The organism is Acinetobacter sp. KS-LM10 (assembly GCF_036896575.1).
In the GTDB taxonomy this organism is placed as follows: Bacteria; Pseudomonadota; Gammaproteobacteria; order Pseudomonadales; family Moraxellaceae; genus Acinetobacter; species Acinetobacter avistercoris.
Genome location: NZ_CP145906.1, coordinates 1,623,261 through 1,643,844, shown reverse-complemented (window position 1 = coordinate 1,643,844; position 20,584 = coordinate 1,623,261). Strand labels below are relative to the sequence as shown.

Sequence of the window (20,584 nt, the reverse complement as noted above, 5' to 3'; positions counted from 1 at the left end):
CTATCTTTGCAAATTTGAACATATTCTATTTTGCAAAAAATGATTAATCGAGTTAGATTCTTTCAATATATTTGATAGATTATTTGGTCATGAACTTAAATCAAGAACAACTAAATATTTTTAAAGCCGTAATCGAAACGGGTTCTTTTTCGGCAGCTGCACGCCAATTAGGTAAAGTTCCTTCAGCAATCAGTATGTCAATTGCAAATTTAGAAATTGACTTGAATTTACTGTTATTTGAACGTGTAGGACGTGAACCTAAACCCACCGCACATGCTTTGGTTTTATATGAAAAAACTGAACAACTTTTGATTGAGATGAATCAGTGGAAACAACATGCGTATTCTCTCAGTGTAGGTTTAGAACCCGCTTTGAATATTGTGATTGTGTCTGAGCTACTGCATATGCGCTGGACAGAATATATTTTATTATTAGAAAAAAAATTTCCATCACTGCAAATTAATATTATCACTGCACCGCAAGAAGATGCTTTGAATATGCTACTCAATCAAAGCGCTCAACTTGCTTTAATGTTTGAACGTGAGGTACTGGAAAATAGTGAGCAGTTTGTGGAGCTTAAACGTGAATTACTGGTGCCCGTAATTTCGATTAACCACCCTCTTGCACAATATGATCAAGTCACTTTTGAGCAAATTCAACAAGATCGTCAAATTGTTGTGGCAAGTCGTGATAAATCGATTAAGCCTGAATTGTTATATTCCAAACAATACTGGCGCACAGACAACCATCACTCTGCAAGTTTATTGATTATTGAAAGTTTAGGCTGGGGTATTCTTCCTGAACAAATGTTGATTGAAAATCCCCGTTTAAAAAATCAACTTAAGATTTTACAACTCTCAGACTTCACGCCAAAGTTTGAATATTATGTAGACTTGGTATGGAGTCGTGAAAGCCAACTGGGCTCAGCTGCTCATTATTTGATTAATCACATCAGAAAGCAGCGTATTTTGAATAAATAATGACGAAAATAGATCATTTTAAAGCTCAATCAAAATAATCCTGTGATATAAAAGATCTAACAATTATCTTAACTAAGAATTATATCGCAATGAAAGAAACAGCATTAGATCAATTAAAAGCACTGACCACGATTGTTGCGGACACTGGTGACCTTGCTGCTATCGAGCAATTTCGTCCTCTAGATGCGACGACCAATCCTTCTTTAATTACCGCTGCAGCATCATTGCCTGAAAATAAAGAATTAATCGAATCTGCCTACGCTCAAGCATATGCTGAAGGCTATGAAAATGACTTACTCATAGAACGCACCATTGACATTTTAACCGTTAAGCTGGGCGTTGAGATTCTTAAAATTGTCGAAGGTCGTGTATCGACTGAAGTAGATGCCGCGCTGTCTTATGACACGTCAGAAACTGTTGCTAAAGCGAAAGAATTATTGGCGCTATATGACTCATATGGCATTGAGCAAGATCGTATTTTAATTAAGATTGCATCAACATGGCATGGTATTCAAGCCGCTAAAATATTAGAGGCTGAAGGTATTCACTGTAATTTAACCTTACTTTTTGGTTTACACCAAGCCAAAGCTTGTGCTGATGCTAAAGTCACGCTTATCTCACCATTTGTGGGTCGTATTTTAGATTGGTACAAAAAAGCTGAACAAGTTGACTCATACACGATCGATCAAGACCCTGGTGTATTGTCAGTTAAACAAATTTATGATTTTTATAAGCAGCACGATGTTAAAACTGAAATCATGGGTGCCAGTTTCCGTAGCGTAGAACAAGTGCTCGGATTGGCTGGATGCGACTTACTCACAGTATCTCCGCATTTGCTTGCTGAACTATCACAAGACCATCGCGAAGTCAGTGCTCAACTGCTTAAATCAGACAAAGATCCACAAGCGATTACAGAATACAAAGCGATTGATGCAGCACAGTTCAAAGAAGAGCTTGAACATGACTTGATGGCATTTCAATTGCTGCAAGGTGGAATTGATGGATTTATTAAAGCACGCCAACAATTGAATCACTTATTGCGTCAATCCTTTGGTATTGATGCTGAAATAGAAGCTTAGGATATTGTGTGATCTGATTTCATTTTCAGATCCACCAAAATATTTACTTAATCAGCGTTCTAAACGCGCATAATGATATCTAGGATTAATCTTAAACATGAGTTCTATTTAGCATTGTTGTTCGTTAAAATTAGTTCTAATTAAAATGAATCGAGTCTTTGCGATGGCTCGATTCATTTCTTCACAAAACCTCTTCACATCGAGAATCAGCGTGTTTGGTATTACCGATTTAGCAACCTTTATCATCGGCACAATTTTAATTATTTTATTACCAGGCCCAAACTCTCTCTATGTGATGTCCATTGCTACACGCTATGGCGTTAAAGTCGGTTATATCGGAGCACTCGGCGTTTTCTGCGGAGACTGCATTCTCATTCTCTGTACAGTTCTAGGTGCAGCTTCACTATTACATACCTTTCCATGGATTTTTATCGCTTTAAAAATCGTCGGCGCAATATATTTATCCTATTTAGGTTTTCGGCTATTAATCGCGGGTTTCCGCACATGGACTCAGAAACCACAGCATATTCAAGGCTCGGAACAAATAGAAAAGCAATCGTTTCATCCCTTTCGTACAGCACTGACTATTAGTCTACTGAATCCCAAAGCAATATTATTTTATCTCTCATTTTTTATTCAATTCGTAGATCCTCATTATGCTTATCCTGCGCTGAGCTTTTCGATTCTTGCCATTATTCTACAAATTTTAAGCATGGCATATTTGACTGTATTAATTTTTTCAGGGATCAAAGTCGCTGGTTATTTCAATGCCAGACAGCGTGTTTCAGCAGTGGCTGTATCAAGCATTGGCCTCTTATTTTGCTTATTTGGTATCAAACTCGCTTTTTCAACTTTATAAAAGACTCTTTAAAATTTTATATCGACCGTGATCTATAACGAGAAATTTACAGCGATGAAACCCACAATTTAACTAGGTTCAAGTTATTGAAGCGCGTATGATAGAGACTAAATTTAAACCTCTATTTTTATATAAAACACGATAAAATATGCAAAAAAAATCCTCCACACTTCTGCAAGACTTTTCAATCCCTGCCGTTTTTGCTGGCTTTATCACTTTTCTTATTGGGATCAGTGTTTCCTCAGTATTGGTGATTCAAGCCGCACAAATATTAGGTGCAAATTCTGATCAAATCAGTTCATGGTTTTGGGCTCTAGGGCTCAGTATTGGACTATCGGGTTTATTTTTATCGTGGAAGTTTAAATATCCTGTAGCCACGTCATGGTCTACTGCTGGATTAGCATTGATTATTGCCACAGGCAGCGGATATAGTTTGAATGAAGCAATGGGGGCTTTTCTCATCTGCGGATTGATAACCGCCATTCTTGGCTTTTTAGGTGTTTTTGAAAAAATACTCAACTTTATTCCTCAAAGTTTAACCAGTGCCATGTTGGCAGGTGTACTACTGAAGTTTGGTATTGCAATCTTTGCAAGTCTAGAACAAGACTGGGGTTTTATATTAAGCCTGCTCGCTATTTACTTTATCGCCAAAAAAGTAGCGCAACGTTATTGCATTGTCATTACAGTTATAGCGGGTTTTATTATCTGTCCATTCTTTATGAATTTTAATATTCCTGAACTGAACTGGTCATTTGCCAAACCTGTCTGGATCGCACCTGAATTTACTCTAGCAGGCGTACTCGGATTAGCGCTTCCTTTATTTATCATTAATATGGCATCTCAGTACCTACCAGGTCTTGCCATGATTAAAAGTTATGGCTATCAACCCAATGTTAAACATTTGGTTGGCTGGACAGGGTTAACTCAAGCCCTGTTCGCACCCTTTGGCTCTTTCTCAACCAATATTGCAGCAATTAGCGCCGCAGTCAGTCTTGATGATCAGGTTCATCCTGATCCAACTAAGCGATATATTGCAGGAATGAGCTGTGGCTTTTTTTATATATTAATGGGTTTATTTGCAGCGACATTAACCAGTTTACTCATGGCATTTCCAAGTGTGTTTATTGTAGCTTTAGCGGGTATTGCACTATTTGCAACGATCGGTCACAACGTGAGTTTGGCATTTCAAAAAATAGATGAAAGAGAAGCTGCGCTCATGACTTTTCTATTTTCAGCATCTGGTGTGCAATTTTTTGGTATTGGTTCTGCATTTTGGGGATTACTTTTTGGTTGGATTGTCTATGGATTAATGAAATTCGACTGGAAAAAATCGAAGTGATCAATATATAAAACTCCAGCACATAAAGACTTCATCATATAAAGACACAAGCATAAAAAAAACCTATTCAAATCGAATAGGTTTTTTGAATATTAAACTTAGATTTCAGGATACGCCCCTGTGCCTTCTGGCCAAGGTGTAAGCAATTCGAAACCTGTATCGGTAACAGCGACCATGTGTTCCCATTGCGCAGATCTTGATTTGTCAGCTGTAACCACAGTCCAACCATCTTTTAATTCTTTAACTCGTGACTTACCTTCATTGACCATAGGTTCGATGGTAAATACCATTCCTTTTTTTAGTTCTATGCCCTGACCTGCTTGACCATAATGCAATACATTGGGTTGTTCATGATAAACCTTCCCAATGCCATGCCCACAATATTCACGCACGATGCTATAACCTTCTCGCTGTGCTACGGTTTGAATGGCATAACCCACATCACCTAATGTTGCACCGGGTTTAACCGCATGAATACCAGCGACCATTGCTTCATAAGTCGTATCCACCAGTTTTTTAGCTTCTGGTTTAATTTGACCGACATAGTACATTCGACTGGTATCACCATAATACCCATCTTTAATAATCGCGACATCGATATTAATAATATCGCCATCTTCCAATACTGTATTAGCCGATGGAATACCGTGACATACCACCTCATTCGGTGAAATACAGGTGGTTTTGGTATAGCCATAATAGCCAATATTGGCAGGAATCACTTTGAGCGTATCCACAATATATGCATTACAAATATCGTCTAAATACTCTGTTGTCACACCCGGCTTCACAAACTCACCAATCATCGCTAAAACCTCCGCTGCTAAACGCCCAGATACTCTTAACTTTTCAATATCTTGCTCGGTTTTAATACTGATTTTAGCCGCCTTCATGTCAACAACCTCAAATTAATTCTCATCGATTATAAGCTTTAAAAATGCATATTTCTCTGATCAAACTCATGATATTAATTTTAAATTTAGAATACACACCAGATTGTTCAAAAAATATGCATTTAAATACAATTCAACAAATCCCAAACATTGAACTACTCTTAATAAAATCAATATCTAAGCAAATTAAAAATGATAGATAATATTCTATTTCAATTACTTAATTTTAACCCTTATGAGAGCTATTAACAGATCGAATTTTTGAATATTAATTAAATAAAGAATCAATAAAAAATAAACTCCAAAACTTAATTCATATCCTCTAAAATCCTTTTCTTTTGTTCAACCTATCTCCTTGTTATGACGAATTTACGTACACGAGATATTATTGCCTTAGGTTTTATGACCTTTGCACTCTTTATTGGTGCTGGCAATATTATCTTTCCTCCTATCGTGGCACAGCAAGCAGGTGAACATGTTTGGCTGGCAGCACTGGGTTTCTTAGTGACTGCTGTTGGTCTTCCTGTCATTACAATTATTGCTTTGTCACGCGTTCAAGGGTCTATACAAGTTCTAAGTTCACCTTTGGGTAAAATCGCCAGTTTGATTTTAACGATTGCGTGTTATTTAGCTGTTGGGCCTTTATTTGCAACACCTCGTACAGCAACTGTTTCTTACGAAATTGGTTTCTCATCTTATTTTGGCACTTCAAGCAGTAGCTTACTTATATACAGTGCGATTTATTTTGCTTTTGTCACTTTGATTTCACTGTATCCAAATAAAATTCTAGACACTGTGGGTTATGTACTCTCTCCACTCAAAATCCTATCTTTAGTGATTTTAGGTGGTGCAGCTTTCATGATTCCTGCTGGATTTATTCCTGCACCTATTAACAATTATGTTTCCAGCCCAATCTCTGAAGGTTTCGTCAATGGTTACTTGACCATGGATACTTTGGGTGCATTGGTGTTTGGTATTGTGATTATTAATGCGATTCGTTCGCGCGGTGTCACGAATGAAAAACTGATTACCAAATACGCAATGATTGCCAGCCTCATCTCAGGTATTGGTTTAACCCTTGTGTATTTAAGCTTGTTTAAACTTGGCTTAGGTAGTCATGATGCAGCACCAAATGCAGCCAATGGTGCGATTATTTTACATGCCTATGTAGAACACGCTTTTGGTACATATGGTTCTATGTTCTTAAGTGCGATGATTTTTATCGCTTGTATGGTTACAGCTATCGGACTTACATGTGCATGTGCTGAATATTTCTCTCAAATCACCAAAATTACCTATAAAAAATGGGTATTCATTTTGGTTGGTTTCGCATTCATCATTTCAAACCTCGGTTTGACTAAATTGATTGCAGTATCAGTACCCGTATTAAGTGCAATTTATCCGCCAGCTATAGTGGTGATTTTACTGGGTTTCTGCTGGAAATTTTTTAATAAACCTTCACATGTGATTGCACCTGTAACTGCAATTGCCTTTGTATTTGGTGTCATTGATGGATTAAAAGTCGCTGGTTTGGATGGATTCTTACCATTAGCCTTCCAAAGTTTACCTTTAACTGAACAGAATTTAGCTTGGCTAATCCCATCCTTCGTTGTTCTGGTTATTGCATTTGCAATCGATAAACTTAAGAAATAAAAAATTGAGTTATGTCGTTATAGCCCTGTTTTACCCAAACTTGGTTTAACACGTAATCAATAATCGTCAAGTTTACCCAACGGACTTTTATTGTTTACAAACATGTAGCTTCATTTTGTACTTGTTATACTTGTTTAATATTTTTTGACATGAAATTTTACATCAGTACTCATTTTATCTTCAAATTCAAACATGTTACATAAATCACGCTAAAATAATAATATTGCACCATTCATCAGAATTTTCTAAAAATTAGATCCAGTCCCTCTTGCTCAACATCATAATATTGTTTCATAAAGCCTTGTTTAGTGAACAATTTATCACTATATTGATAGAATCAATATTTTTACTCAATATTCATTTTTTTGCAAAAAATATAGAAATATTTCATTGCTGTCATAATAATGTCACATTTAACTTAGATAATAGTAGTATTTGCTGTTGAAATAATAATAGATAAAGGTTATAACTATAAGGACACACTCAACTAAACACCTTGTTTAGTTAAACATCAACAGGAGGGATGGAGATGTTTTCATTACATTTCAATAAGCAAGTCTTCATTAATACCCTGAAGGCCAATAACAACGCTGTTGTTTTTATCAGTACAACGATTGCTTTGATGCTCACTTTATTATTACAAGGCGCCATTCAAGGTAATTTAAAACCTGAATTTTTTGTCTATGCTGTTGTATTAAGTTTCTTATTTTTTGTATGGGCTTCATTTGAGCACAAATATCGTCCAGCTAAAATAACAGAACAAAATCAAGAATTTGAATAGAAAGTGGATGATTCGTCATCCATTTTCATATGCATATGAATTAATCTCAATCCCCCTCTTATTTTAAAAATACTCTCTTAAAAATAACGCCCATATAAGCTAAACATATATAACAAAGTGATCTTAACAACCCACGATAGAAAAATTTTAAGTTACTTAAAAATCATTCATTGATTTTAGACACCCCTTTATATACCCCATCATCCCAGAATCTTATTAAAATCGTAATTATATTTTATCTTTATTGTACATTTTCTGAGAATCTAAAATTTAAAACTGTGTCCAATATTTGTTGACCACTACACTATCTTTTTTTACTAAATTAAACTTATAAAATTTTGATTCTACGGCTCATTTCTTTGCTGAAGTATCAATATTAGAAGTACCACTGTTAAAAGGATCTTAACTTAACTTTTAAGTTAGATCCTCAGCATTAAAACATCTTTATCAAAGCATCGTATTTAAAGATTAAGAATTAAACCCACCAATAAGACAGTGGTTGCACCCACCTCGCCAACAACCAAAAACACCATCAAAATCCTCATTATTAGTTTAGGTAATTGATATCTACCTAACTGGTGTGGTTGCTTAAATTGGTTAGTCGTATCTTGTAATATTCCGTGAAATATATAACTTAGAATTGAAAAGCTAAAAAAGATTAAATTAATCACCATACAAATTAAGTTAGTCTGTTCACTCCAAATGGAAAAATAAGCTATTACAGCTAAAATTAAAGTCGCTGGCGCATAAAGCAAACTACTTCGATGTGCGATATCGACATAATAATGCGCACGCGCTTGTTTAGATTGACTAATTTGGACGTATTTCCATACCCCAGTTAACATTCCCACCCATAAGTAAGAAGCACTAAAAATAATACCTAATTTTACCGACCACTCAAAACCCTCAAACATTCCACTTAGCTCCATTAAGTTATTGATATCATTTAACTGTGACTTTTAAGTCAGCTTTCAAACTTATTCCTTGTTCGAACTTGTGTAGAGTAGATCAATAACACGATTTAGCATAGTCAATCAAAATGAAAAGCTTTGAAAACACATCTATAATCTGCTCAGATGACTACATACTAAGTGCCCGATTCTATTCCGCTCAGCCTATACAGACTGGTTCAGCCATTCTGATTAGCCCAGCAACAGGAATCACCAAAACATTCTACCATGCACTTGCAGAGTGGCTTTCCAAGCAAGGACACGCCGTACTTACATTTGATTTCCGCGGTATCGGTGAATCACTCTATGGTCCACTTAAAGAATCAAAGGCCAGTATTCAAGATTGGGGCCAACTGGATTTACCCGCCGCCATTGAAACCTTACTTAAAAAAACTTCAAGCGATCGTGTGACAATCATTGGTCATAGCGCAGGCGGTCAACTCCTAGGTATTACTCATAATCACAGTAAAGTAGAAAAATTGATTGCGGTTGCAGCCTCATCAGGTCATGTAAAAGACTTGAAAGGACGTACTAAATTCATGGCACCGATTATGTTTAATATAATTTTCCCGTTGAGCAATACACTTAAAGGATATGGAGCAACGAAATTCTTAGGTATGGGTGAAAATTTACCCAAAAATGTTGCAAAACAATGGTCATTGTTTTGCAGCAAACCTGGCTATGTCTTGAATGCAATAGGTAAAACTATTTTTGAAGATTTTCATCATGAAGTAAAAACACCGATCACCGTATTCTGGGCATCAGATGATGAAATTGCCACTGAAAAAAATGTGAAAGATCTCTTACGACTTTACCCGAATACTGAAACCAATATGATTGAAATAAAACCTCAACAGTATAAACATCAATCCATTGGTCATATGCAAATGTTTAAAAAATCACATCAAAATATCTGGCCAATAATCACTGCACAGATTCCTTGATCTTCAACTCTAAGATTAATAATTGATAATGTTAAGCAATGCGTTAAAAGTTTAAAATATATTTATTTTTTATGTTCAAAAAATGCAAAAAAAAAGACATCGCAGGATGTCTTTTTTTTTGATGATCATTAATTAAATCATTAACGAACAATACCGCGCTTCGACTCAACCACTGAATCAATCAATAGCTGAACTTCAGCAATCGTAGGAAGAATATCTTCACGTATTTTTGCAATAGCTTGATCAGTGGTCAACCCTGATTTATAGATCAACTTAAAGGCTTCTCTTAAACCCATGATAATGTCTTTAGACCAACCCTTACGACGCATACCTTCAACATTCAAACCAAATGCATGCGCAGGATTACCAGATACCATCACATAGGCTGGAACATCTTTAAGAATTAAAGATGCACCACCAATCATGCTATACGAATCTATTTTACAGAATTGGTGAATACCTGAGTTTCCACCAACCACCACAAAATCACCGATATGCACATGACCCGCAATACCCGTATTATTGGCAAAAATATTATTATTACCAATCACACAGTCATGCGCTATATGTGTATTAACCATCAAAAGATTATGACTACCAATTTTAGTCAAACCCTGATCTTGAATCGTTCCGCGGTGTAAACTGCAATGCTCACGAATTTTATTGTAATCACCAATTTCAAGCCAGGTTTCTTCACCTGCATACTTTAAATCTTGACATATCTCACCCACGCTAGCGAATTGGAAAATATCATTTCCTACACCAATACGTGTATAACCACCCACCACAACATGCGAATGGATCGTAGTGCCCGACCCAATAGTGACATTCGGCCCAATGATTGAATAAGGACCTATTTTTACATCTGGTGCGATGACTGCAGAAGGGTCAATAATTGCAGTTGAATGAATTAGCTCGTTGTTGCTCATGCCTGCTCTAGTTTCTGATGAGAAATGATAATTTCAGCTGTCGCTGCCATCACACCATCCACACTGGCAGTACATTGATATTTGTAAATGCCGCGTTTCTGCATGATAAGCTCTGATTTTAGCACGAGTTGATCACCAGGAACGACTTGTTTTTTAAAACGAACCCTTTCTGCACCAGCAAATAAGAACAAAGAACCCGCTTTTGGCTTCTCGTTGTTCATTATAAAACCTAGGACACCTGATATTTGTGCCATTGCTTCAACAATCAGTACACCCGGCATAATTGGATAACCAGGAAAATGTCCCTGCATGTACTCTTCATTAATTGAAACATTCTTAAAACCGACGATGCCATTTTCAGTGACTTCAGTAACGCGGTCAACCAATAGAAATGGATAACGATGTGGTAAGTACTCACGAATCGTTTGAACTTGCATCGGTAATTCAGGAACTGCAAAAGGTAGTATTGTAGACTCAGTCATATTCATTTACGCAATTTTAAAGTTGATTCAATTGACTCGATTTGAGACTGCATATGATCTATTTGTTTGACTAACTTGGTCAATGGCACATCTGCTAATTGTCGAAGGCGAACAACAGTACGTTTCCATTGATTTGTTTCAAATTGACCTGTACCAGAAGAATAAGAACCCGCCTCAGAAATACTTTTTGTGACCATTGACATTCCGGTAATAGTCACGTTATCTGCGATATTAATATGTCCAACCACACCCACTGCACCTGCCAGTACGCAGTTTTTGCCAATCGTCGTACTTCCAGCGATACCTGATTTAGCAGCAATCGCTGTATGCGCACCAATTTTGACGTTATGCGCGATTTGCACAAGGTTATCAATAATGACACCTTCTTCAATAATTGTATCGTCCAAAGCACCACGATCAATACTACAATTTGAACCAATACGCACATCATTTCCGAGTTGTACAGAACCTAACTGAGCGATTCTATTCCATCTTCCCTGATAAGGTGCGAAGCCAAAACCTTCGCCACCAATCACTGAATTGGCATGAATCCTGACTCGGTTTGCAATTTTAGCCTCACCAGTAATGGTCACATGCGAGTCAATAAAACAGTCATTCCCAATCTGAACACCATCATCAATTTTAGTTTGAGACTGAATGATCGAATTGCGACCTATAACCACATTTTCACCAATCACCACATAGTGGCCAATATAAGTATCATCAGCGATCACCGCAGTAGGATCAATTTGAGCTGTAGGCTCAATTCCACGCTTTAACTGCTTAGATTCAAAGGTATGTGTCAATATCGCGAATGCTAAATATGGATTATTAACAACGATAAAATTCTGCTGTTGCGGCAAAAGTTCGCGCATTTGTGCAGTAACAATCAATGCCCCTGCTTTAGAGTTTTGTGCATCAGCCAAATGCTTTTCGGCAGTGACAAATGAGATATGATGGGCTTGAGCTTGGGCTAAACTTGCAAGGCCGTTGAGCTGAAGTTTAGTTTGACCAATTGGCTCACCTTGAACTAGATGAGCCAATTCATCGAGATGAAACTGTTTTGATTTCATTGATTATTTAATTGCATTGACCTTTTGGATCATTTTAGCAGTTAAATCGTATTTTGAGTCAAATGCTAAAGCAGCATTTTTATTCAAGATCATATCCAAGTTCGATTCTTGACGCAGTTGCTCAGCCACTTGATTCACACGTGCATCAAAAGTCTTATTAGTATTTTGAATCGTGGTTTGAACACGACTCTGTACACTTTGCTGAATAGTTTGAAATTCAGTTAATTTCGCTTGATATTGCGTATTAATTTGCTGAACATTCGCACCTTGAGCTTGTGCACTTTTTTGTAAAGCTTCAATTTCTTTACTGAGTTGCTCAAGTTTAGTCGTTTGAGGCTTAATCGATTGTTCAAGACTCGCATTCTGCTGCTTTAAATAAGTACTACTTTCAACCAGTTTCTGCAAATCAACAACACCATAACCTGCCGCTTGAACAATAGCACTTAAACTTAAACCTGCAACACCAATTAATAATTTTTGTATGGTTTTCATATTTTATAATCCTTGATCTAAACAGATCGATCGTACTTAGAAAGTACGACCAATTTCAAATTGAACATTCTTAGTTTCATCGCCCGGCTTATCATTCAATGGGAATGCATAGCTCAATGATAACGGACCAATCATGGTAATCCAGGTAAACCCAACACCTACGCTATAGCGCATATTGTCAGTTTTAAAGCCAAAATTATCTTTACAATATTGTTTAGCGTCTACAGCAGGATTGGCTGAATTTAAATATAAAGTTCCGCGTGGTACATCACACTGAGTGTCAAATACCTGAGCACCCTCTGCAAAAATCACAGGACGTACCTGACGAGCCCAATCACCTTTGAACGGTACTGGAAGTACAAGCTCAGTACCAAATTGAACTAGAGCATTACCACCGACTTCCTCAGGATCACGATCGACTTGATTGGTCGCATTCCGTGTAACACCTGGATATGCTGGCCCCAAGGTACTGTTGTCATACCCACGAACAGAACCGTAACCACCTGCATAATAGTTTTTATAGAACGGTAAATCGTTACCAAAACCTAACTTGCCATAACCACGCAGTACAAAGTCTCGACCCAATGGAAATAATGCTTGACTGTCATAGGTAACTTTTTGATATTCAACATCACTACCTGGTAAAGCTATTTCTGCGTTTACACGATGTGAGATTCCTGAAGTTGGGAATACAGGACGGTTAAGCGTGTTATAAGACCAACCCAAATTTAAGTTGTACGATAAGTAATCGCCTTTAAACTCATTGCCATATTCGATTTCAGGCTCCGAACATGGTTCATATCCCACTATTTTATCATTTTCATTAATAGGAACTAAATCTACAGGACAATACTTCGCAGATTTCGTCTGACGCCCGCCATTAGCGAGTAAGTAATCTCGAACATATGTAGATACAAACGGGCCAGTGGTGACCTCTGTTTGGTCAATATTTAGACCTGCACTAATGCTTTGATTTTCATCAATTGGATAACCAAAGGTTAAACCACCACCAATACTGTCCGTAACATAGTTATTGACGTTATAGTCATCACTTAACTTAGTTTTACGGTAGTACATATTATAACCGCGACTCACACCATCAATAGTGAAGTAAGGGTCTGTCACACTCAGGTTATAGTAATCTTGTGTCTCAGATCTTGATAAATCTATCGAAACACGGTTACCCGTACCCAAGAAGTTGGTTTGGCTCAAACCTGCTTGGAATGTAATACCACCATTTTGAGAATACCCAACAGCCAAAGTACTTGTACCTGAGTGTTGTTCTTCTACATTAATATTTAAATCGACTTGATCCGGAGAGCCTGGTACACGAACAGGCTTTAAGTCAACTTTGCTAAAAAAGCCAGTACGCTCTAAACGTATTTTAGAAAGTTCAATTTTCTCGTTACTTGCTAAAGCTCCTTCCATCTGACGCATTTCACGACGAAGGACTTCATCTGCGGTTTTCGTATTGCCCGCAAAATTAATACGTCTTACAGTAACTTGTTGACCTGGGTTAATATAATAGTTAAGTGCAACAGTATTATTTTCATTATTAATTTCAGGAACAACATTCACTTCTGAATAATAATAACCAGCATTACCATACTTGCGCTGTAGGAGTTGCTTAACTGCATTCACTTTTTCTTGTGAATAGGTTTCGCCATCTTTATAAATTTTTAACGCTTCTAATTCTTCTGTTTTATACAGCGCATCGCCTAAAAATTTTGTTTCGGCAAATTTAAATTGCTGGCCTTCTTTGATTGAAACTTCAATAAAGATCTGTTTTTTATCTTCACTAATATTTAAATTAGAACTATTAATATCAAAGTTGATATAACCTTTGTTCAAATAAAGCGCACGTAATGATTCTAAACTTGCTGCCATTTTTTCTCGTGCATAACGATCATTACGAGAAATAACAGATAACCAACCACTTTCTTTGACAGCAAAAACTTGCTTGATTTCATCATCTTTAAAAACTGTATTACCGATGAGATTGATATCAAATACTTTTGCAGGCTTGCCTTCATTAAAATTAACGTCTAAATCTACACGGTTATTAGGACGTGCAATCGTTTCAACTTTAATATCAGCATCATAACGGCCTTGTTGAGCATACTGTTGCTCAAGCTCAGTTTCCAAAGTTTGTAATGATGACTTCGTCAGCACCTCACCTTCAGCCAAGCCCATTTTTTTTAGACCATCTTGCAAAGCTTCTTTGGGAATAAGTTTATTACCCTTCAGATTAATCTTTGAAATAATCGGTCGTTCAATCACTTTAAAAACAAGAACATCATTTTCTTTAAAGGCTTGAATATCATCAAATGCATTAGAGGCATACAAAGCACGAATCGCATCTGCAATGACCGGATCAGAAATACGCTGTCCAGCATTGACGGGCAACATCCCCAATACATTTGCTTGGGTTAATCGTACTAATCCATCTACTCGCACATCACGCGCGATAAACTCGTCAGCTGCATATACTTGTTGTACTGCTGCCATCGCGCTAATGAGTGCCAACGGCATAAATAAATGTTTGTGCTGCATGCCTATTGTTTTCCAGTAAGTTAATTTTTCATCTAAAACGTTTATAAACGCATAAAATCATTGAATATTGCAAGGAACATCATGCTTCCGAGCAACACCATACCAATTTTCAGCCCAACTAATTGTATTTGTTCAGAAACAGGCTTACCACGAATGAGCTCGATAATATAATAAACCAGATGTCCACCATCAAGCATTGGTATGGGTAATAAATTCAGCACACCAAGACTAACACTCATTAAAGCCATAAAGGAAATAAAAGTTTTCCAGCCCATTTCAGCACTTTGTCCGGCAACTTTAGCGATAGTAATCGGACCTGAGAGATTATCAAGACCTATTAACCCTCGCACCATCTTCGCGATTGAACTAACAATCATTGCCGATAATTGCCCTGTCTTTTCAACAGCGACCACAAAAGCTTCAGCTGGATTATACTGAATTGTGTGTTTATATTCAGCAGGAATATTGATTTGACTAGATTGTGCTTGCACACCCAATAAACCTGTCGTATTCCCCATGTTGTCACGCTTACCTTGCGGCATCACTTGCAACTGGACTGATTTACCATCACGAAGTACATCAAAGCTTAATAATTTTTCAGGTGATTTCTGTACGATATCGACAACATCAAACCAATCATTAATTTTTTGTCCATCAACAGCAACAATTCGATCACCCTCTTTCATGCCTTGACGACTGGCTGCACCACCTTCACTTAACTTATATACAACAGCTTCAATGCTCGGTCTATAAGGTAAAAATCCCAATATATCTAAGGGAGATTCAGATTGATCATTTAAAAAATTCTGAATGGGTAAATTGAAATTCTTTAATTCACCATTACGATCTGCTTGAATTTGAATATGTCCAGTTTCACCAACGCGATCTACCAGCGCAAAATGAAGTTTTTCCCAGTTTCCTGTGTCCGCTCCATCAACAGCAACAATTTTATCGCCCGCCTGTATGTTGACCAATGCAGCAGGTGTATTTTCTACCACTTTACCTACACGAGTATTAAGTTGCTCTTGAGCAGGTAAAAATAAGATCCAAAATAACAAAACTGCAAAGATTAAATTAATCAGCGGACCAGCTGCAACGATTGCAATACGTTTCCATGGAGACTGACGGTTAAATGCATAAGGCAAATCTTCTGCACTCACATTGCCTTCACGTTCATCCAACATCCGCACATAACCACCCAGTGGTAAAGCAGAAAGCTGGTACTGAACACCTGATTTTTTAGATGTCCATTTGAGCAACGTTGGACCAAAGCCAATCGAATACACCAGTACTTTGACACCCAACTTACGTGCGACCCAATAATGCCCAAATTCATGAATTGCAATCAAAGGACCCAAAAGCAAAATGGCTGCAACAATAATAAATAGGACACTCATGATCATTTACTCAATTGCATAATGCGATGCTGTGCCGATTGGCGTGCTTGACGATCGATATCTAAAATCATATCAAGTGTGTCAGCACTTGAATTGGCAATTTCATTTAAGACAAAATCGCTTACAGCGGGTATATCCATGAAGCCAATCTGTTCATTCAAAAACGCTTCAACCGCAATTTCATTAGATGCATTTAAAATCGCAGGTGCCAATCCACCACTCTGCATCGCTTGACGTGCAAGCGTCAATGCTGGGAAACGATCGGTATCGGGCGCTTGAAAATCTAAACGATGAAGTGCAAATAAATCAAGCGGTGGCACATGAGTCTCTATACGCTCAGGCCATGCTAAAGCATGAGCAATCGGAGTACACATATCTGGATTACCCATTTGTGCCAAAGTCGAACCATCAATATATTGAACCATGGAATGAATAATACTTTGTGGATGCACAACCACTGTAACAAAATGTTCTTTAATTGAAAATAAATGACACGCCTCTATGAGCTCCAATCCCTTGTTCATCAACGTTGCTGAATCCACCGAGATTTTCCGACCCATCGACCAATTTGGATGCTTACAGGCTTGAGCAGGCGTCACATGTTTTAATTGATCTGAACTATGATTCAAGAAAGGACCACCAGAAGCTGTCAATAAAATTTGTGACACGCCCAATTGTGGTTCTTGGTTGGTTTCAATTTGAAGATAGTTTTGTGGTAGACACTGAAAAATCGCATTATGTTCTGAATCAACAGGAAGCAATAAAGCACCACTTTTTTGCGCGGCTTGCATCATGATGTCACCAGACATCACCAAGGCTTCTTTATTTGCTAATAAAACACGCTTCCCCGCATGTACTGCTGCTAAGGTTGGCAACAACCCTGCTGCACCCACAATGGCCGCCATGACCACATCAACTTCAGGATGCTTAGCAACCGTAATTAGACCTTCTTTATCTGTCAATATTTCAATATTTTTTAGATTTTTTTCTTTAAATACCTTTTGAAGCTGATCCACCTTATCAAAAGGTACAACGACAACTTTAGGCTGATACTGTTTACAAATTTCACCCAACTCTTCGATTCGACTGTATGCAGAGAGTGCAAAGATTGAATATTTTTCAGGATGGCGGTCTAAAACTTTTAAAGTACTCTGACCAATTGAGCCAGTTGCACCCAATATACAAACAGATTGAGACATTTATAAATCTACACCAATAAGTTTTAACACATATAAACCAGCAGCAAATATAGGCGCTGCTGCGAGTAAAGAATCAATTCGATCCAATACACCACCATGACCTGGTAAAACACGACCTGAATCTTTAATTCCAGCTCTGCGCTTAATCATAGACTCAAATAAATCACCGAGTACTGAGCTAAAGACAGTTAATAATGAAAGTATTAAAAACAAAACATGTTGAACAATGGAGAGATTCAAGTATGTGGATTGAACAAAAACAATGATAATAATAGCGGTAACAATACCGCCTATAAGTCCTTCAATAGACTTATTTGGACTCACTTCTGCAGCGAGTTTACGCTTACCGATTTTTCGGCCGACAAAATAAGCGCCGCTATCTGCACCCCACACCAAGAGAAACAGATACATCAACCACCAAGCTGATGCGACCCAAACTTCAAAAATTGCAGTGACAGCAGCACTGATAATCACCAAGCCTAAAATATTAAGCGATTGATTATACCAACCATCATATTGAGGATAACTTCTCACCCATTGAAGGCTGATTAACCAAGTAAAAATTGAGGCACTCCAAAGAATGAGCGCAAGATCATTAAAATATAAGGCTAAGCCAGATACAACCGCAGTTAAGACACCAAAGCATCCTGCTTTTAATTTATTCACTTGTTCAGTCTGGCGAGGCATGAGCTTAAACCACTCATAACCTGCTCCACCTGCAGCGATAATCATCAAAACTAACATTGGATAAATTGATGTGGTTGCAAACATACAACTCAGGACAACAGCCACCAAAACCAACGCGGTAATTATCCGCTCAAACATTATTTTTCTCTATTTTATCATTTAGAATTTGCTCTGTCGTTTTACCAAAACGTCTTTCGCGTCCTAGAAAAACCCCAAAAGCATGGTCCAATTCTTGTGTTGTAAATTCAGGCCACAAAGTTTCTGTAAAATACAGTTCAGCGTAAGCCGCTTGCCACAATAAGAAATTGGACAATCTGTAATCTCCACCCGTACGAATCATGAGATCAACAGCAGGTAAATCCCCTAAACTCATAGACTGACCGAACAAATCAATATCAATATCTTCGACATCTAGTTTCTGATCTTTGACCAATTGAGCCATTTTTTTGGCAGTATGTGTAATATCCCACATTCCCCCATAACTGACTGCAATGGTAAGTATCATGTCAGTAAACTTATCAGTCCTTTGTTCGGCTAGCAACATTAATTCTTGCAATTCTGTGCTTAAACGACTGCGATCACCAATAAATCGAAGACCAATTTTGAATTCTTCCATACGTGGGATCTGTTCACGCACTGTCTCCATCAACAATTGCATCAACAAATCAACCTCATATTTAGGTCGATTCCAATTTTCACTTGAGAACGCGTAAACAGTCAGTGCTTTCACACCCACTTTGCGACAATGTTCAACAATAGGATCTAGGACGTTCTTACCTTCGCGGTGACCGTCACCCGTGGGTAAGTGTTTCTTTTTTGCAAAACGATTGTTGCCATCCATAATGATGGCAACATGTTTCGGAAGAACTTGCTCTTCTGATATGGTCATTATAGAACTTAGACCTTCATCAACTCTGCTTCTTTAGCAGCAAGACGTTTTTCAACTTCTGCTACAAATTTATCTGTAATTTTTTGAATATCATCACTTGCACGACGCTCATCATCTTCAGAAATATCTTTTTCTTTTAACAATGATTTAATATCACCTAACACATCACGGCGAATATTACGGATCGCAATTTTTGCATTTTCAGCTTCTGTACGTGCTACTTTCTGCATGTCGCGACGCGTTTCTTCAGTTAATGCTGGCATTGGAACACGAATCGCATCAGCAGTAATTGGGTTTAAACCCAAATCAGCTTCACGAATAGCTTTGTCAATTGCCGCAACCATCGTACGTTCGAAAGGTTGAACCAGTAACGTACGCGAATCTTCTACACCAACGTTCGCCACTTGGTTTAAAGCTACGTCAGAACCATAGTAAGAAACCATCACGCCATTTAGAATTGATGGATGCGCACGACCAGTACGGACTTTAGCAAAACCATGTTCCATAGACTCTAAAGTCTTGTTCATGCGGTCTTCACTGTCTTTTTTAAGATCGTTAATCATTTGATCTTCCTTACTTAATATATATTAAAGGTTTAACTTAAATTTTGGCTAGTATAAAGAGCTTTAAGCCTCACGTACATTAGTTTGTAACGTGAGTCCCTTCTTTTTCACCCATGACCACTGAAAGCAATGCGCCTGATTTATTCATATCAAAAACTTGCAATGGCACGTTGTGGTCACGGCATAAGCAAATAGCAGTTAAATCCATCACACCTAATTTTTCATCTAAAATCTGATCAAAGGTCAAGGTGTCATGTTTTACCGCATCTTCGTATTTGCTTGGGTCTTTATTGTAAACACCGTCAACTTTGGTTGCTTTAAGAATTAAATCTGCTTCGATTTCAATACCACGTAAGCATGCAGCAGTATCTGTCGTAAAGAATGGATTTCCTGTACCCGCTACAAATACGCATACTTCATTGCGTGTTAAATGACGAATAGCATCACGACTTGAGTAAGACTCAACCACAGTTCCAATTGGTAATGCAGACATTAAGCGTGTTTTGATATTGCGACGTACTAGCGCGTCACGTAATGCCAAACCATTCATCACTGTTGCAAGCATACCCATTTGGTCACCTGTCACACGACCGACCAAGCCATCTTTTTGTAATTGGCTGCCGCGGTACAAATTACCACCACCGACGACGATACCCACTTGCACACCTAAACCGACTAAATGAGCGATTGCTAAAGACATGTGATCAAGCACTTGTGCGTCAATCCCCATATCTTTATTACCAGCAAGTGCCTCACCAGATAATTTCAACAAGATACGCCCAAAGCGTGGTTTTTTCGAATCCAACATTACTCAAACTCCAATATCTTATATCGTCAATACG

At 37.7% G+C, this 20,584-nt stretch carries 20 protein-coding genes; 7 read left to right on the top strand and 13 right to left on the bottom strand.

The genetic code is table 11. The annotated features are described in order from the left end of the window. Window positions 1-89: 89 nt before the first annotated feature. The 4 genes from V5M36_RS07490 to V5M36_RS07475 all read left to right on the top strand — a co-directional run bounded on the left by V5M36_RS07490 (window position 90) and on the right by V5M36_RS07475 (window position 4,257). Window positions 90-980, top strand: coding sequence for an HTH-type transcriptional regulator AceR (locus tag V5M36_RS07490; RefSeq protein WP_338563705.1), 891 nt, complete (start codon window positions 90-92; stop codon window positions 978-980). Between the two features lie 89 nt (window positions 981-1,069). Further along, window positions 1,070-2,059 carry a transaldolase gene (gene tal, locus V5M36_RS07485; protein WP_338563702.1) on the top strand — a complete coding sequence of 330 codons (990 nt, stop codon included), beginning with the start codon at window positions 1,070-1,072 and terminating at the stop codon, window positions 2,057-2,059. Window positions 2,060-2,270: 211 nt separating this feature from the next. Continuing rightward, a complete protein-coding gene (gene leuE, locus V5M36_RS07480; RefSeq protein WP_338563699.1) occupies window positions 2,271-2,918 on the top strand; it encodes a leucine efflux protein LeuE in 648 nt (215 codons plus the stop codon). Between the two features lie 148 nt (window positions 2,919-3,066). After that, a complete protein-coding gene (locus V5M36_RS07475) occupies window positions 3,067-4,257 on the top strand; it encodes a benzoate/H(+) symporter BenE family transporter (protein WP_338563696.1) in 1,191 nt (396 codons plus the stop codon). 98 nt (window positions 4,258-4,355) lie between these two features. Here the strand turns inward: V5M36_RS07475 and map are convergent, their stop codons facing one another. Further along, window positions 4,356-5,150 (bottom strand): type I methionyl aminopeptidase, encoded by a 795-nt coding sequence (map, locus tag V5M36_RS07470; protein ID WP_338563693.1) that lies wholly within the window; start codon window positions 5,148-5,150, stop codon window positions 4,356-4,358. A gap of 360 nt (window positions 5,151-5,510) precedes the next feature. Here map and brnQ point away from each other — a divergent pair, with 360 nt between their 5' ends. Both brnQ and V5M36_RS07460 read left to right on the top strand, forming a co-directional pair. Next, window positions 5,511-6,803: a branched-chain amino acid transport system II carrier protein gene (gene brnQ, locus V5M36_RS07465; protein ID WP_338563690.1), complete on the top strand. Its 1,293-nt coding sequence runs from the start codon at window positions 5,511-5,513 to the stop codon at window positions 6,801-6,803. 529 nt (window positions 6,804-7,332) lie between these two features. Beyond that, entirely contained in the window at window positions 7,333-7,584 is a 252-nt protein-coding gene (locus V5M36_RS07460) for a hypothetical protein (protein ID WP_338563687.1), read from the top strand. Between the two features lie 461 nt (window positions 7,585-8,045). Here V5M36_RS07460 and V5M36_RS07455 read toward each other — a convergent pair whose 3' ends face one another. Beyond that, a complete protein-coding gene (locus tag V5M36_RS07455) occupies window positions 8,046-8,498 on the bottom strand; it encodes a hypothetical protein (protein WP_338563685.1) in 453 nt (150 codons plus the stop codon). Between the two features lie 125 nt (window positions 8,499-8,623). Between V5M36_RS07455 and V5M36_RS07450 the strand changes: the two genes are divergently transcribed. Next, window positions 8,624-9,478 (top strand): alpha/beta hydrolase family protein, encoded by an 855-nt coding sequence (locus tag V5M36_RS07450; RefSeq protein ID WP_338563683.1) that lies wholly within the window; start codon window positions 8,624-8,626, stop codon window positions 9,476-9,478. A gap of 140 nt (window positions 9,479-9,618) precedes the next feature. Here the strand turns inward: V5M36_RS07450 and lpxA are convergent, their stop codons facing one another. From lpxA to pyrH, 11 genes are all read right to left on the bottom strand, one after another. After that, entirely contained in the window at window positions 9,619-10,407 is a 789-nt protein-coding gene (gene lpxA, locus V5M36_RS07445) for an acyl-ACP--UDP-N-acetylglucosamine O-acyltransferase (RefSeq protein WP_338563680.1), read from the bottom strand. Next, window positions 10,404-10,889 (bottom strand): 3-hydroxyacyl-ACP dehydratase FabZ, encoded by a 486-nt coding sequence (gene fabZ / locus V5M36_RS07440; protein ID WP_338563677.1) that lies wholly within the window; start codon window positions 10,887-10,889, stop codon window positions 10,404-10,406. The genes lpxA and fabZ overlap by 4 nt, the downstream gene beginning before the upstream one ends. Before the next feature lie 2 nt (window positions 10,890-10,891). Beyond that, entirely contained in the window at window positions 10,892-11,962 is a 1,071-nt protein-coding gene (gene lpxD, locus V5M36_RS07435) for a UDP-3-O-(3-hydroxymyristoyl)glucosamine N-acyltransferase (protein WP_338563674.1), read from the bottom strand. Between the two features lie 3 nt (window positions 11,963-11,965). Next, window positions 11,966-12,454, bottom strand: coding sequence for an OmpH family outer membrane protein (locus V5M36_RS07430; protein WP_338563672.1), 489 nt, complete (start codon window positions 12,452-12,454; stop codon window positions 11,966-11,968). Between the two features lie 36 nt (window positions 12,455-12,490). After that, a complete protein-coding gene (bamA, locus tag V5M36_RS07425; RefSeq protein ID WP_338563670.1) occupies window positions 12,491-15,007 on the bottom strand; it encodes an outer membrane protein assembly factor BamA in 2,517 nt (838 codons plus the stop codon). Between the two features lie 41 nt (window positions 15,008-15,048). Beyond that, a complete protein-coding gene (gene rseP, locus V5M36_RS07420; protein WP_338563667.1) occupies window positions 15,049-16,404 on the bottom strand; it encodes an RIP metalloprotease RseP in 1,356 nt (451 codons plus the stop codon). A gap of 2 nt (window positions 16,405-16,406) precedes the next feature. Further along, window positions 16,407-17,603 carry a 1-deoxy-D-xylulose-5-phosphate reductoisomerase gene (gene ispC, locus V5M36_RS07415; RefSeq protein ID WP_338563665.1) on the bottom strand — a complete coding sequence of 399 codons (1,197 nt, stop codon included), beginning with the start codon at window positions 17,601-17,603 and terminating at the stop codon, window positions 16,407-16,409. Next, window positions 17,604-18,428 carry a phosphatidate cytidylyltransferase gene (locus V5M36_RS07410; RefSeq protein ID WP_338563663.1) on the bottom strand — a complete coding sequence of 275 codons (825 nt, stop codon included), beginning with the start codon at window positions 18,426-18,428 and terminating at the stop codon, window positions 17,604-17,606. Then, entirely contained in the window at window positions 18,421-19,179 is a 759-nt protein-coding gene (gene uppS / locus V5M36_RS07405) for a polyprenyl diphosphate synthase (RefSeq protein WP_338563661.1), read from the bottom strand. The genes V5M36_RS07410 and uppS overlap by 8 nt, the downstream gene beginning before the upstream one ends. An 8-nt stretch (window positions 19,180-19,187) precedes the next feature. Next, window positions 19,188-19,742: a ribosome recycling factor gene (gene frr, locus V5M36_RS07400; RefSeq protein WP_338563659.1), complete on the bottom strand. Its 555-nt coding sequence runs from the start codon at window positions 19,740-19,742 to the stop codon at window positions 19,188-19,190. Between the two features lie 79 nt (window positions 19,743-19,821). Next, window positions 19,822-20,550, bottom strand: coding sequence for a UMP kinase (gene pyrH, locus V5M36_RS07395; protein ID WP_338563658.1), 729 nt, complete (start codon window positions 20,548-20,550; stop codon window positions 19,822-19,824). Window positions 20,551-20,584: the final 34 nt, after the last annotated feature.